This window comes from Streptomyces sp. NPDC088261 (assembly GCF_044740805.1).
In the GTDB taxonomy this organism is placed as follows: Bacteria; Actinomycetota; Actinomycetes; order Streptomycetales; family Streptomycetaceae; genus Streptomyces.
In genome coordinates this window covers 122,013-136,051 of sequence record NZ_JBIURL010000007.1, presented here as the reverse complement: position 1 = coordinate 136,051, position 14,039 = coordinate 122,013, and the positions used below count along the sequence as shown (strand labels likewise).

The following is a 14,039-nucleotide window of genomic DNA, read 5'->3' as shown; positions in this document are numbered from 1 at the left end:
CCGCGCGATCAGCGCGACGCGCTCACCACTTGGGCGATCCCCGCCACCGTCGGGGTGTCGAAGAAGACGTCGAAGTCCACTTCCACACCGAGGGATTCACGGATGCGCGCGGCGATGCGGATGATCGTCAGCGAGTGGCCGCCCAGATCGAAGAGGTCGTCCTCGGGGTCGACGGCCGGCAGGTCCAGCACCTCGCACCAGATCGCGCACAGGGCCGGGACGAGCCCGTCCCCGGCGGAAGCGGCCGGGACGGCGGCGGGCGCGGCGGCGGCCACAGCGGCGGCGGAAGGGGTGAGGGGGACCACTTCCCGTACCGACAGTGCGCGCCGGTCCAGCTTGCCGTTGGGGGTGGTCGGCAGCTCCTCCAGCATGACGTACCGCTGCGGGCACATCACCGACGGCAGGGTGCGCCGCAGGTGCGCGCGCAGCGCGTCGGCGTCCGGGGCGCCCCCGGCCGGCACCACGTACGCGACCAGTACGGGACCGTCGGCGCCGCCCTCGTGCAGGACGACCGCCGCCCGCGCGACCACCGGGTGCTCCAGCAGGACCGCCTCGATCTCGCCCAGCTCGATCCGGTGGCCCCGGATCTTGACCTGCTGGTCGACGCGGCCCAGGCACTCCAGTTCGCCGTCGGCGGTACGGACGGCCAGGTCACCGGTGCGGTAGAGGCGCGACCCGGGCGGCCCGTACGGGTCGGGCACGAAGCGCTCCGCCGTCAGCCCGGGCCGGCCGAGGTAGCCGAAGGCGAGACCGTCCCCGCCGAGCAGCAGCTCCCCGGCCTGTCCGACCGGGACGAGCCGCAGGTGCCGGTCGACCACATGGGCGCGGGTGTGGGCGATCGGGCGGCCGATCCCGACCCGGACCGGTTCCGCGGGGATCTCCGCGCGGGTCGACCAGATCGTCGTCTCGGTCGGGCCGTAGACGTTGAACAACCGGCCCACCAGGGAACGGAGTTCGCGCGCCAGCGGCAGGGACAGCGGCTCGCCGCCGGCCAGGGCGGTGAGCCCGGCGAGACCGGCGGGACCCGTGTGATCCGCGCGTCCCGCCGTGCCCGGCTCCGCCGCCAGCAGCACCTGCCACCCGGTGGGAGTGGCCTGGACGTGGGTGACCTTCTCCTCGCGGATCAGCCGGAGCAGGCCCGGTCCGTCGGTCGCCAGGCCGTCCCGGGCGAGCACCAGCCGCCCGCCCGTGACCAGCGGCAGGAACAGTTCCAGCGCCGAGATGTCGAAGGAGAGCGAGGTCAGGCCGAGCCAGACGTGTCCGGGCCCCGACCCCAGCAGCCCCGCGAACGAGCCGAGGAGGTTGACGAGGGCCCGGTGGCCGACCGCCACGCCCTTGGGACGGCCCGTGGAGCCCGAGGTGTAGAGGACGTACGCGGTGTCCGTCGACACGGCCCGGGCCTCCGGCTCCCACGTCACCGCCGCGCGGTGCGCGACCGGGAGTGCGAGGTCGTCCAGCAGCAACACCGGTGTGGTGGCGGCCAGTTCGGGGGCGGGTGGCCGGTCCGCGAGCAGCAGGGAGGCACCGGAGTCGGCGGCGATGAACGCGAGCCGCTCGGCGGGATAGCCGGGGTCCAGCGGCAGGTAGGCCGCGCCGGTGAGCAGGACGGCGAACAGGGCGACGGGGAGGGCGGAGGTACGGTCCAGATGGACGGCGACCAGGTGCCCGGGGCCGATCCCGCGTGCGCGCAGTGCGGCCGCCAGGGAGGCCGAACGGGCTTGCAGGGTACGGAAGTCGAGCGTCGCGTCCGTGGCGGTGACGGCCACGGCGTCCGGCGTGAGCTCGGCCTGGCGCTCCATCAGGTCCACCACGGTCGGGGCGCCCGCGAAGCCCTCCGGGAGCCGGGCGTCCGGTCCGGGTCCCGGCGTCTGCCAGGTCTCGGTGAGGAGGCGCAGTTCGTCCCCGGCCAGCAGGGGCAGGTGGGCGAGCGGGCGGTCCGGCGTGGTGAGCGCGGCGTCGAGCAGGGTGGTGAAGTGTCCCGCGATGCGTTCTGCGGTGTCCGGGGCCACCACGGCGGGGTCGTACTGGAACGCGATCAGCGTGCGCGCCGGTTCCTCCACGATCTGGAGGTGGAGCGGGGAGCGTGCGGCGCGGTGGAAGACGGCCCGGTCGACCCGGGTCCGCGCGCCCTCGAAGTGCGGGTCCGCGCCGGATCTTCGGTAGCTGAAGGTGACCGGCGTGAGGCCCACGCGCGGGCCGAGTCCGCGCGCCACGGCTCCGTACGGGACCGCGCGGAAGCGGTAGAGCGTACGGAGGTCCTTGCGCAGCGCCGAGGCGAGGTCGGCCAGTCCGGTGGTGCCGGGGTCCACGGCCGGTGCGGGGACGGGGAGTTCGTTGACGAACAGGCCGACGGCGTCCCGCTGTTCGGGGGTGCGGGTGGAGAGGGACACTCCGACGGCGGCGCCCTCGTTGCCGTACCGCAGCAGCAGCGCGTGGACGGCGGCGAGCAGCAGTTCGAAGACGGTCACCCCGGCTTTGTCGGCCGCCGCGCGCAGGTCGTCGTGCGCGGCCCCTTCGAGCCACCGCTCGACGCACTCCCCCGCCCCGGCGGCCCGCGGGGAGACCTGGGCGGCGGGCCGGACGCCGGGCAGCAGGACCGGCGCGTCGGCCAGGCCGGCCGCCGCGTCCTCGCCGTACCACTCGGCGGCTTCCCGTACGGCCGACTCCGGGGGCGCGGCGGACGGCGGTGCCGGCGCGGCGGCCGGGCGTACGGGCGTGGCGCCCCGCAGCCGTGCGGTGTACGCGTCCGCCAGATCGGTGAGCAGGACGTCCTTCGACGTGCCGTCGAAGACCGCGTGGTGGGCGACGGTCAGCAACTCCGCTCCGCCGTCGGCGTGTTGGTAGAGGGTGGCCCGGATCAGCGGGCCCGTGTCCAGCCGGAAGGGGCGCGCGATCTCCGCCTCGACCCGCTCCGCGTACTCGGCCGTGGTGTCGGTGCTCACGTCGGCCACGACCAGGGACGGCCGCGAGGGCGCGGGCACGGAGCCGAGCCGGCCGTCCCGCTCCACCAGCGCGCACGCCAGGGCCGGATGACGGCCGACCGTGTCCTCCCAGGCCCGGGCCAGGGCGTCCGGGTCGATCCGGTCGAAGACCGTACGCACCGGCAGGTGGTAACAACGGCCCGCCAGCTCCAGGCGCTCGGTCAGCCAGACGCCGTACTGAGCCGGGCCGGCCGGAGAAAAAAGAGGGGCAACGTTCTGTTCAGGCATCGTCGCTGCTCACTTCTGCCGCGTGTTGCGGGCCGCAATGGTCCAGACCTGTGCAGAGATTGGCACAGCAAAATGCAGGCCGTCAAGACAAACCGTGAACTACTCCGACGGCCCCCAACTCTTCATGTTCTGCGGTGATTTGGGGGACACGACAGGACGGTCCCGGGCCCTGGACGCGGACAGCCGCCCCCGGCGTCACAGGAGTGACGCCGGGGGCGGCTGTCCAGGCCGGCGGCGGGAAGCCGCGCCGGATCAGGCGGGGTGGGAGCGTGGGATCAGGGCGTGCGCGCGGGCCAGGAGCAGCCCTGCCAGACCGTGTTCCAGCCGGAGTTGCCCCCGCCGTCGGTCAGCGCGAAAGTGCCGCCCGGGTAGGGGCAGTTGTAGATCCCGGCCGCCCCGACACCGGTGGCCCTGACGTTGCTGAGCCGCGCACTGCCCGCGGTCTCCGCCTGGACCGCCACGGTGCCCACCTTGGTGATGGTGGCGCCGTTGATGTTCACGTTCCTGACGACCTTGCCCGTCCCGCCCCCTGAGACGAACTGGAACGCGCTGTACGGGCTGTTGTCGAATGTGGTGTTGTTGATGTTGACCGTCGCGTCGATGGCGCTGTCGTACGCGTCGACCCGCAACGCCCCGTGCGGGTGGCCCCAGTTGGGGTTCAGCGCACCGGTCCGTACCAGAGTGTTGCCCGAGACGGTGATCGTGCCGGCCAGCGGGAAGAAGGGGTCGGCGAACTTCTGGTTGGAGATCGCTATCCCGCTGCCCAGGGCGTTGGTGTCCTGGATCTGGTTGTTGCTGACGGTGATGTCACGGCCGCCGTAGATCGCCACCCCGTTGGCCAGGTTCGGCTGCGAGATGGTGTTGTTGGCGAACGTGCTCGACGCGTTCGTCGAGTTGAGCGACCACATGGCGAGGGAGTCGTCGCCCTGGTTGCGCAGGAAGTTGTTGCGCACCTGGACGCCGTTGGCCCCGCCGTTGAGGTTGAGGCCGTCGGCGGTCGTGTCGAGGATGCGGTTGTTCTCGACCACCAGGTTGTTGTTGTTCCCCATCAGCCAGAAGCCGACCTTGAGGTGCTGGATCCACACCCCGGCGACCACCGAGTTGGGGCCGAGCGAGCCGTTGACGAAGTTGTCGGGGTTGTTGTCGACGCGCTCGGTGACCTCGCCGAGGACGGCGAAGTCCCGCAACTGCACCCGCCCGGTGGGGGCGTTGGACTGGTCGATGAAGCGCGAGGTGCGGATCACCGAGTGCCAGCTGCCCGCGCCCTTGATCTGGACGTTGTCCACCCCGCTGAGCGACTGCGTCAGCCGGTAGGTCCCCGGCGGGACCCAGACGGTGCCGCCGCGCGCCGCGTTGATCGCGTTGCGGAAGGCCTGGGTGGAGTCGCCCGCGCCGCTGGGGTCCGCGCCCTGGGAGACCACGGAGACGGACCCGGCCGGCGCGGCGGACGCGCCCGCGACCTGTTCGAAGTCGGCGACGTCCACGGTGGTCTGGACGCTCGGGACCAGCTTGACCTTGGCCCCGGCGGCGAGGTTCTGGCCCAGCAGCAGACGGGTGTTGTCGAAGAAGTGGTGCGTCCTGGCCCCGGCGATCCAGGGGGTGTCGATGTACGAGTACTTCGACGTGACCGGGAGCGACTTGTTGACGCTCTGCCCGTTGACGTACACCGCGAGTGTGCCGGACTGCCCGTCCGGGACGCTGTAGGCGACGTTGAGGGCGTTGGCGGCGGCCGGGAGGGTGAACTCGACGCTCTGGCCCGCGTTCAGCCGTACCGCCTGGCGGCCCGACGCCTCGGAGGCGAGGGAACCCTGCGTGTAGTCGGGGCCGATCTTCGTACCGTTGGTGGTGGCGCTCTCGGCCTCCACGGACCGGAAGGGGAGACTCGCGCCGGCGGCGGCCACCGCGGGAGCCGCCACTGACGCGCCGGCCTTCACGGGTGGGGCGGCCGTCGCCGTGGGGGCGACGAGGACGAGCCCCGTCGCGGCGACCGCCACCGCTGTGGACAGTGTTGTGGTCATGTACCTGACATGTGCGTGCATGTGCGGATCCTGCACCTTTCTGTGGGGGGGGTGGAGCCTAGGGGGTGTCCGCGAAGTGGGGTCGTCCGCCCGGAGGGCGGGGCTCGCGGCGTCTGGTGCGTGCGATCGCAAGGCGGACGACCCACCCCGTACCGGACGTACGGGGTGGGTCCGACAACGCCGCGAGCGCGCGTGCCAGACGCCGCGAGCCAGACCCCACTTCGCGGACACGCCCTAGGCCTCCGCTCGCCGCTCCGCGCCGTGGGACGGGGCGGAGCGGCGAGTGGTCGTACGGGGCGGGCCGCGGGATCAGGCCCGCAGCCAGGCCGCCGTGTCCCGCGGGAGGCGCCCGCCGGTGCCCAGCGGGTCGCTGGTCAGCAGGACGGCCGAGTGGTCCGGCAGGTCGGCGGGCTCCGCGCCGAGGTTGAGGACGCAGATCAGGCCGTCGGCTCTCGCGAAGGACAGCACACCGGGCGCCGCGTCCAGCCAGTTCACCGGACCGTCGCCGAAGCCGGGCTCGGTCCGCCGCAGCCGCAGCGCCGTGCGGTAGAGGTTCAGCATCGAGGCGGGATCGGCCGCCTGGAGATCGGCCGCGTACGACGCCCAGGACGCGGGCTGCGGCAGCCACGGCTCGGCCTCCGAGCCGAATCCGGCGTACGGCTCGTCCGCGACCCACGGCAGCGGTACGCGGCACCCGTCCCGCCCCGGGTCCTTGCCGCCGGAGCGGAAGTGCATCGGGTCCTGGATGCGGTCGAGCGGGATGTCCGCCTCGGGCAGGCCCAGCTCCTCGCCCTGGTAGAGGTAGACGGCGCCGGGCAGGGCCAGCGACAGCAGCGCGGCGGCGCGCGCCCTGCGGGTGCCCAGCTCCAGGTCCGTCGGCGTGCCGAAGGCCTTGGCCGCGAAGTCGAAGCCGGTGGCCTCGCGACCGTACCGGGTGACCGTGCGGGTCACGTCGTGGTTGCAGAGCACCCAGGTCGCGGGCGCCCCGACCGGGGCGTGTTCGGCGAGCGTCTCGTCGATCGCGGCCCGCAGCAGCGCCGGGTCCCACGGACAGGCCAGGAACTTGAAGTTGAAGGCCGTGTGCAGCTCGTCGGGGCGCAGGTAGCGCACGAAGCGCTCGGTGTCCGGCAGCCACACCTCGCCGACGAAGATCGCGTCGTACTCGTCCGCGATGGCCCGCCACGAGCGGTAGATGTCGTGGAGTTCGTCGCGGTCCACGAACGGGTGCGGGTCGCCCTCCCCGAAGTCGGGCAGCGCCGGGTCCTTGGCGAGCAGGGCCGCCGAGTCGATCCGTACGCCCGCGACCCCCCGCTCGAACCAGAAGCGCAGCACGTCCTCGTGCTCCCGGCGCACCGCCGGGTGCGCCCAGTTGAGGTCGGGCTGCTCGGTGGCGAAGAGGTGGAGGTACCACTCGCCGTCGTCCAGGCGGGTCCAGGGGGTGCCGCCGAACTCGGACACCCAGTCGTTGGGCGGGATCTCACCGTTCTCGCCGCGCCCGGCCTTGAAGTGGAACAGCTCGCGCTCGGGGCTGCCCGACCCGGCGGCCACCGCCGCCCTGAACCAGGCGTGCCGGTCCGAGACATGGTTGGGCACGACGTCGATGATCGTACGGATGCCCAGCTCACGTGCCTCGGCGATGAGCTTCTCGGCCTCGGCCAGGGTGCCGAACGCCGGGTCGATGGTGCGGTAGTCCGCCACGTCGTAGCCGCCGTCCGCGAGCGGCGACAGGTACCACGGGGTGAACCACAGCGCTTCGACACCCAGGTCCACCAGATACGGCAGCCTGGCCCGCACTCCCGCGAGATCCCCGGTGCCGTCTCCGTCACCGTCGGCGAAGCTCCGTACGTAGATCTGGTAGATGGCGGCGTCCCGCCACCAGTTCGGGGCGGCGGGCTCCAGAGGGCTGCCTTCCATGCGATGTTCCTTTCGGGCTGGTGCGTTGGCCCTCACGGCGGTGCCTTCCGTGACGAGACGAGGGTGGAGCGTGGGGAGCTGCGCACCGCCGCGCCGCAGCGGGGACTGAATCGGCGCGGCGGTGCGCAGGATCGTCGGCCCGGCCGGGGCGGCCGGACCCTGGAGCCTGTCCCCGGTGGTGCGGGACACCGGGGACCGCCAGGTGCACGGAGGGACGACGAGGCAGGGGAGAGCTGCCTCACGGTGCGAAGGCTTCGGCAGAGTGAGATGAGGGGGGTGGGACGGACGGGGTGACGCGGTGCGGGACCGATCCTGGCCGGGTCAGCCCTTCGTACTGCCGGCGCTGATGCCGGCGATGATGTGGCGCTGGAACACGAGGAACATCAGCACCATCGGGATACTGGCGATCACCATGGCGGCGATCAGCACCGACAGGGAGATGTTCTGCGACAGCTGGACGAGCGCCACGCTGATGGGCTGCTTGTCGGTGTCCGAGAAGACCATCAGCGGCCAGAGGAAGTCCTGCCAGACCGCGACCAGCGCGAAGATCGACACCACGCCGAGGACCGGCCTGGACATCGGCAGCAGGATCGACCAGAGCGTCCGGAGCTTCCCCGCCCCGTCGATCTCGGCCGCCTCCAGCACGTCACGCGGGATCTGGTCGAAGAACCGCTTGAGCAGATAGAGGTTGAAGGCGTTGGCGACGGCCGGCAGCCAGATGCCCAGCGGGTCGTTGAGCAGGCTGGTGTGGATGAGCGGCAGGTCGGCGACCGTCAGGTACTTCGGTACGACCAGGGCCTGGGCCGGCACCATCAGGGTGGCCAGGATGCCGCCCAGGATGACCTTCCCGAACGCGGGCTTCAGCTTGGACAGGGCATAGGCCGCGGCCGTGCAGAAGACGAGCTGGAGGATCCAGGCACCGGAGGCCTGCACCACCGTGTTCCACAGATGCGTGGGGAGGTCCATCAGCTCCCACGAATCGGTGTACGCGGTGAGGCTCACGGTCTTCGGGATCAGCGTCGGCGGTGTCTGGACGAGTTCGTCCGGCGACTTCATGGCCCCCGTGACCATCCAGTACACGGGGAACAGGAAGGCGAGGACGAAGGCGAGGACGACCCCGGTGAAGACGGTCCAGTAGACCGCCCTGCCCTTGGCGCTCGCGAGGGCGAGCGGGGACACGAGGGTACGTACCGCGGGGCTCGCGGAGCGTTTCCCGGCCGCGAGGTCGTCGGGAGACACCTCCCGGGGAGGCGGCGCGATCTGGGTCATGGCGCTGCGCTCCTCTCAGTCGTCGGTGCGGGTGAGCCGCAGGTAGAGGGCGGAGAACAGGCCGAGCACGACCAGCAGCATCACGCTCAGCGCGCAGGCGCCGCCGAAGTTGTTGTAGAGGAAGGCGTACTTGTAGATCAGGTAGAGGATCGTGACGGTGGAGTTCTCGGGACCGCCCCCGGTGATCACGAAGGGCTCGGTGAACACCTGCATCGTGGCGATGATCTGGAGGAGCATCAGCATCAGGATGATGAAGCGGGTCTGCGGGACCGTCACGTGCCGGATCCGCTGGAAGATGTTCGCGCCGTCCAGCTCCGCCGCCTCGTACAGCTCCCCGGGGATGCCCTGGAGCGCCGCGAGGTAGATGAGGACCGTGCCGCCCAGGTTGGCCCAGGTGGCGACGATCACCAGCGAGATCAGGGCGGTGTCGGCGCCGTTGGACCAGTTCGACGTCGGCAGGTGCAGCGAGCTGAGCACCTCGTTGGCGAGGCCCGCCCCCGGATCGTAGAACCACTTCCAGAGCAGGGCGCTGACCACCGGCGGGATCATCACCGGGAGGTAGACGACAACCCGGAAGAACGACTTCGCGTGCCGCAGCTCGTTGAGGACGAGCGCCATCACGAACGGCACGGCGAAGCCGATCAGCAGGGCGATCAGCGTGAACATCAGGGTGTTGCGCCAGGCCGCACCGAACTCCGGGTCCTGGAAGACCTGGGTGAAGTTGTCGGTCCCCACCCACTCCGGCGCGGATCCGGGGGTGTACTTCTGGAACGCGATGATCACCGCGCGGATCGCCGGGTACCAGGAGAACAGCGCGAAGCAGAGGAGCCCGCCGAGCAGGAACCCGTAGGCACGTGCCTGGTGGGACAGCTTGCGGCGGAAGGGGCTGGGGGCCCCGCGGCCCGCCGGCCGCGGCCCCTGGGTGGGAGGCGGCGCGGCGGCGGACCGCTGGGGGACCTGGGCAGTCTTCATCGGAACGTCAGCCTCGCGCCAGAATTCCGTCGATCTTGGACTGGGCATCCTTCAGCAGGTTGTCGATGTTCGCGTCCTTCTTGGTGAGGACCGCGGACACCGCCCCGTCGAGGACGGAGTAGATCTGCTGCGCCTGCGGCGGCTCCAGCTTGAGGGTCAGCGCCTGGCTGCCGTCGAGGAAGGGCTGGTAGTTCTCCACCGGGACGTTGGCGTACTGCTTCTTGAGCGCCTGGTCCTTGCTGTCCGTGGCGCCGGTCCACAGCCGCGGCTCGGGCAGGCCGACCGGGGCCTTGTTCTCCGACGCGCGCTTCCAGTTGTTGAGCCCGGAGCCGGGGGCGTTCGTCTGGAACTCCAGCCACTTCAGGCCGGCCTTGATCTGGGCCGGGGTGTCCTTCTTGTTGAACATGTAGCCGTCGCCGCCCGCGAGCGTGCCCTTGCCACCGGGCATGGGGGCGAGCGCGAGGTCCTCGTACTTGCCGCCCTTCTCCTTGACCAGGATCGGGATGTTGTCCGGGGCGGAGATGTACATGCCGAGCTTGCCGGAGCCCATCATCTGCTGGACGTCGTTGAGGATCAGCAGCTGCTTGGTCCCCATCGAGTTGTCGGTCCAGCGCATGTCCTTGAGGGTCTGGAGCACGGCCTTGCCCTCGGGGGTGTCGACGGCGCCCTTCTTGCCGTCCGGGGTGACCACGTCACCGCCCTGGGAGTAGATCTCGGCGGTGAAGTGCCAGCCGCCCTGGTTCTGGGCGCTGTAGTCGGCGTACCCGACGTAGCCCTTGCCGAGCGCCGCGATCTTCTTGGCGGCCGCGCGGACCTCTTCCCAGGTGGCCGGCGGCGTGTTGGGGTCGAGTCCCGCCTCCGTGAAGAGCTTCTTGTTGTACAGGAGCCCCATCGAGTAGTTGGTGCGCGGGACACCGTAGACCTTGCCGTCCACGCTGTAGACGTCGCGCAGCGACTGCTGGATGTCGCTGTAGCCCTTCATGTCCTTCACGTACGACGTGATGTCCGCGGCCTGGTTGATGTCGACGACGTGCTTGGCGTCGGTGAAGTACGTGTAGAACACGTCCTCCATCTGGCCGCCGGCGAGCTTGGCGTCGAACGTCTTGGGGTCCTGGCAGGGGAACGCGTCACGGCCGACCACGTCGATGTCCGGATTCGCCTTCTCGAACGCCGCGATGTCGTCCTCGAAGCTCTTCCGGTCGATCTTGGCGCTCTTGGGCGGCATGCAGTTCACGGTGATACGTGTCTTGCCGTCCGCGGCGCTGTCGTCGCCCGAGCCGCAGGCGGCCAGGCCCGTGAGGGCGAGCGCGGTGGCTATCGCGGTGGTACAGGTACGGCGGAACCCGGAACTTCTCATCGGTGGGACCCCTCTTGGGCAGGAGCGTGGCAAACCAACAGCCGCATCGCTGTGTGGCGGCGCTCACTCAACCACTAACTACGGATGTCCGCAATATGTCGCTCCGATTTCGCAAATACTTGACAGCTGCCTGCATGCGCCGACCTCACCGCGAGGTCCCTACCCCACGCTTTCGGACCGCACGCCTCATGGACCCGCGCCGGGCCACCGACCACCCCCCGGGGCGGCCCGGCGAGGCCACGGGGTGACCCGTACCGACCGGAGAAGCCCTGCTCCCACCTGCCTTCCCAGCCCCAACGCACCTCCCTGGAAAAGGATTTCGGCCATCCCGCACCGCGTGTGCGGACTCACATTTCTTGCGGATCCTGCGAGAGCCCGACGTAATTTTTACGCAGATCCCGCAAGCCGCTTGCCCCGGGGTGCCGCGGTGGGCCGGAGTCCCGGCAGGCAGCCGTACGGAGAACGACGCAGCGCGGCTAGACCGGCGCCGACTGATCGGCGTAGACGAAGTCCCTCGCGCTCGGGCGAGGTTCCCAGGGGAGCCCGTCAAATGTCTGGCTTTTGCGTCATCCACGTGAAAAGTTGCTGTCAGCGAGGGGGGTCACATGACAGAACCGGACAAGCGGAACGACGTGAACGACAAGAACGACGTGAACGCCGGGAACGGCCGGGGCGACAGGAACGGCCGGGGCGACCCCGGCGGCCGTACGGGCGGGCCGCTGGTGGAGGCGCGCGCCCTGCGCAAGGCCTACCGGGCCAAGGGCGACCGGGGCGAGTTCACCGCTGTGGACGGGATCGACTTCGAGGTCCGCCGGGGCGAGGCGTTCGGCCTGCTCGGCGCCAACGGGGCGGGCAAGTCCTCCACGATGCGCATGATCGCCTGCGTCTCCCCGGCCTCCGGCGGCAGCCTGCGGGTCCTCGGGCGCGACACCGCCACGGACGGCCCGCACATCCGCTCCCGGCTCGGTGTCGTACCGCAGGACGACAGCGTGGACTCGGAGCTGACCGTACGGGAGAACCTGCTCATCTACGGCCGCTACTTCGGGCTGCCCCGCAAGGTGATCCGTGAACGCGCCGCCGAGCTGCTGGAGTTCGCCCGGCTCACCGAGAAGGCCGACGAGCGGGTGGAGGCGCTGTCCGGCGGCATGCGGCGGCGGCTGACCATCGCCCGCGCCCTGATCAACGAACCGGAGATCGTCCTGCTGGACGAACCGACCACCGGGCTCGACCCCCAGGCCAGGCACCTGCTCTGGGAGCGGCTGTTCCAGCTCAAGCAGAACGGCGTCACCCTCATCCTGACGACCCATTACATGGACGAGGCGGAGCAGCTGTGCGACCGGCTGGTGGTCATGGACGGCGGCCGGATCGTCGCCGAGGGCTCCCCCGCCGCGCTGATCGAGCGGTACGTCACCCGTGAGGTCCTGGAGCTGCGCTTCGAACGCGGCGAGCACCGGGTCCAGGTGGACAAGGCCCGCGAACTGGTCGACCGCGCCGAGGAGTTGCCGGACCGGCTGCTGCTCCATACGGACGACGGCGAGGCCACCCTGGCCGCCGTCCACGCCCGCGGGATCACTCCCGTCACCGCACTCGTCCGCCGGGCGAGCCTGGAGGACGTCTTCCTGACGCTCACCGGCCGCAGCCTGGTCGACTAGGGGGGTGTCCATGTCCGTCCCCGTATCCACAACGGCGGCCGCGCCCAAGGGCGTTCGCCACCACCCCGCCCTGCGGGAACTGTCCTACTGGCTGCACCTCTGGCGCCGCACCTGGCGCGGCACGGTCGTGATCAGCGTGGCCAATCCCCTGCTGTTCCTGACCGGAATCGGCGTCGGACTCGGCCAGTTGGTCGGCGACCACGCCGATCCGGCCCTGCACGGCGGCTCCTACCTGGCCTTCCTCACCCCGGGCCTCCTCGCCGCCGCGAGCATGCAGAACGCCTTCGTCGACTCCGCCGGCCCCGTCCACGAGTCGGTCAGGCCCGGCGGCCACTACCGCGCGGCGGCGGCCACCCCGCTGCGGCCCGCCGACATCCTGTACGGGCACCTGCTCTACATCCTCGTCCGGCTGACGGTCGGCGCGGCCCTGTTCACGGCCGTCGCCACCGTCTTCGGCGCGGTCGACCCCGCCCGGGCCCCCGCCGTGGTCCCGGCGGCCGTCCTGGCCGGGTTCGCCTTCGCGGCGCCCATCGCGGCCTGGGCGGTGACGGTCGACCGGCAGGCCAGGCTGATGGCCCTGTTCCGCTTCGTCATCATGCCGCTCTACATGTTCTCGGGGGCGTTCTTCCCGCTCTCCCAACTGCCCGACCGGCTGGAGCCGTTGGCGTACCTCTCCCCCCTGTGGCACGGCGTGGAGCTGTGCCGCGCACTCGCGCTCGGCACCGCCACACCGGGCGGCACCGCGCTGCACACCGGGGTGCTGGCCGCGCTGACGGCGGCGGGCGTCCTGCTGGCCCGGCGCCGCTACCACCGCCGGCTCCACACCTGACGCGAAGAAAGGCGGACCGCCATGCCGGCCGCGACCATGGTCGAACGCAATCTCATGATCTACCGGCACACCTGGCTGCTGCTGCTCGCCGAGGTCTTCGAACCGGTGCTCTACCTGCTGTCGTTCGGCGTCGGCATCGGACAGCTGGTCGGCCACATCCCCGGCCTGCCCGACCCGTCCGTCGGCTACGCCGAGTTCGTCGCCCCCGCGCTGCTCGCCACCGCCGCCATGAACGGCGCGATGAACGAGACGACCTTCAACATGTTCGGCAAGCTGAAGACGGACCGTACGTACGAGTCGATCCTGACGACGCCGATGACGGTACGGGACGTCGCGCTCGGCGAGGTCGCGTGGGCGCTGCTGCGGGGCACCCTGGTGACGGTCGGGTTCCTCGCCGTCGTCACGGCCTTCGGCCTCGCCCACAGCCCCTGGGCGCTCCTGGTGGTCCCGGGCGCCCTGCTGATCGGCTTCGCCTTCGCGGCGGTCGGCCTGGCCGTGGTGACGTTCCTGCGCGACTGGCAGGACTTCCAGTTCATCCAGCTGGCGATGCTGCCGATGTTCCTCTTCGCGACGACGTTCTACCCGCTGGGGGTCTATCCGCGCCCGTTGCAGATCGTGGTGGAGTGCCTGCCGCTCTACCAGAGCATCGAGCTGCTGCGCGGCCCGTTCCTCGGCGAGGCCGGTACGGGGCTGATCCTGCCCGCCCTCTATCTGCTCGCGCTCGGCGGCCTCGGCCTGGCCGTGGCCGCGCGCCGGCTGGAGGGCATCTTGCGCACCTGAGGGGCGGGCGGGGCCGGTGCACGCAATATTTCACGTGCG

8 protein-coding genes and 1 pseudogene are annotated in these 14,039 nt (G+C 71.0%); 3 read left to right on the top strand and 6 right to left on the bottom strand.

The annotated features are described in order from the left end of the window. Positions 1–8 precede the first annotated feature (8 nt). From ACIODU_RS16135 to ACIODU_RS16110, 6 genes and pseudogenes are all read right to left on the bottom strand, one after another. Positions 9–3,209 carry an amino acid adenylation domain-containing protein gene (locus ACIODU_RS16135; protein ID WP_401767990.1) on the bottom strand — a complete coding sequence of 1,067 codons (3,201 nt, stop codon included), beginning with the start codon at positions 3,207–3,209 and terminating at the stop codon, positions 9–11. Positions 3,210–3,387: 178 nt separating this feature from the next. Continuing rightward, a pseudogene (locus tag ACIODU_RS16130) lies at positions 3,388–5,248 on the bottom strand (glycosyl hydrolase family 28-related protein); the annotation flags it as partial. A gap of 288 nt (positions 5,249–5,536) precedes the next feature. Then, positions 5,537–7,141, bottom strand: a complete 1,605-nt coding sequence (locus tag ACIODU_RS16125) for a glycoside hydrolase family 13 protein (RefSeq protein WP_401767988.1) — start codon at positions 7,139–7,141, stop codon at positions 5,537–5,539. Between the two features lie 321 nt (positions 7,142–7,462). After that, positions 7,463–8,410 carry a carbohydrate ABC transporter permease gene (locus tag ACIODU_RS16120; protein ID WP_356427732.1) on the bottom strand — a complete coding sequence of 316 codons (948 nt, stop codon included), beginning with the start codon at positions 8,408–8,410 and terminating at the stop codon, positions 7,463–7,465. A gap of 15 nt (positions 8,411–8,425) precedes the next feature. Next, on the bottom strand, positions 8,426–9,382 hold the full coding sequence (locus ACIODU_RS16115; RefSeq protein ID WP_356427734.1) for a sugar ABC transporter permease: 957 nt from the start codon (positions 9,380–9,382) through the stop codon (positions 8,426–8,428). A 7-nt stretch (positions 9,383–9,389) separates the two neighbouring features. Continuing rightward, on the bottom strand, positions 9,390–10,739 hold the full coding sequence (locus ACIODU_RS16110; RefSeq protein WP_401767986.1) for an ABC transporter substrate-binding protein: 1,350 nt from the start codon (positions 10,737–10,739) through the stop codon (positions 9,390–9,392). Between the two features lie 605 nt (positions 10,740–11,344). Here ACIODU_RS16110 and ACIODU_RS16105 point away from each other — a divergent pair. Genes ACIODU_RS16105 through ACIODU_RS16095 form a run of 3 tightly spaced genes read left to right on the top strand, consistent with a single transcriptional unit; the run spans position 11,345 to position 14,000 of the window. Further along, the gene (locus ACIODU_RS16105; RefSeq protein WP_401767984.1) at positions 11,345–12,391 is read left to right on the top strand and encodes an ABC transporter ATP-binding protein; all 1,047 of its coding nucleotides are present in this window, start codon (positions 11,345–11,347) and stop codon (positions 12,389–12,391) included. 10 nt (positions 12,392–12,401) lie between these two features. Further along, on the top strand, positions 12,402–13,220 hold the full coding sequence (locus tag ACIODU_RS16100) for an ABC transporter permease (protein ID WP_401767982.1): 819 nt from the start codon (positions 12,402–12,404) through the stop codon (positions 13,218–13,220). Positions 13,221–13,241: 21 nt separating this feature from the next. After that, complete coding sequence (locus tag ACIODU_RS16095) at positions 13,242–14,000, top strand: ABC transporter permease (protein ID WP_356427745.1); 759 nt, start codon at positions 13,242–13,244, stop codon at positions 13,998–14,000. Positions 14,001–14,039 lie beyond the last annotated feature (39 nt).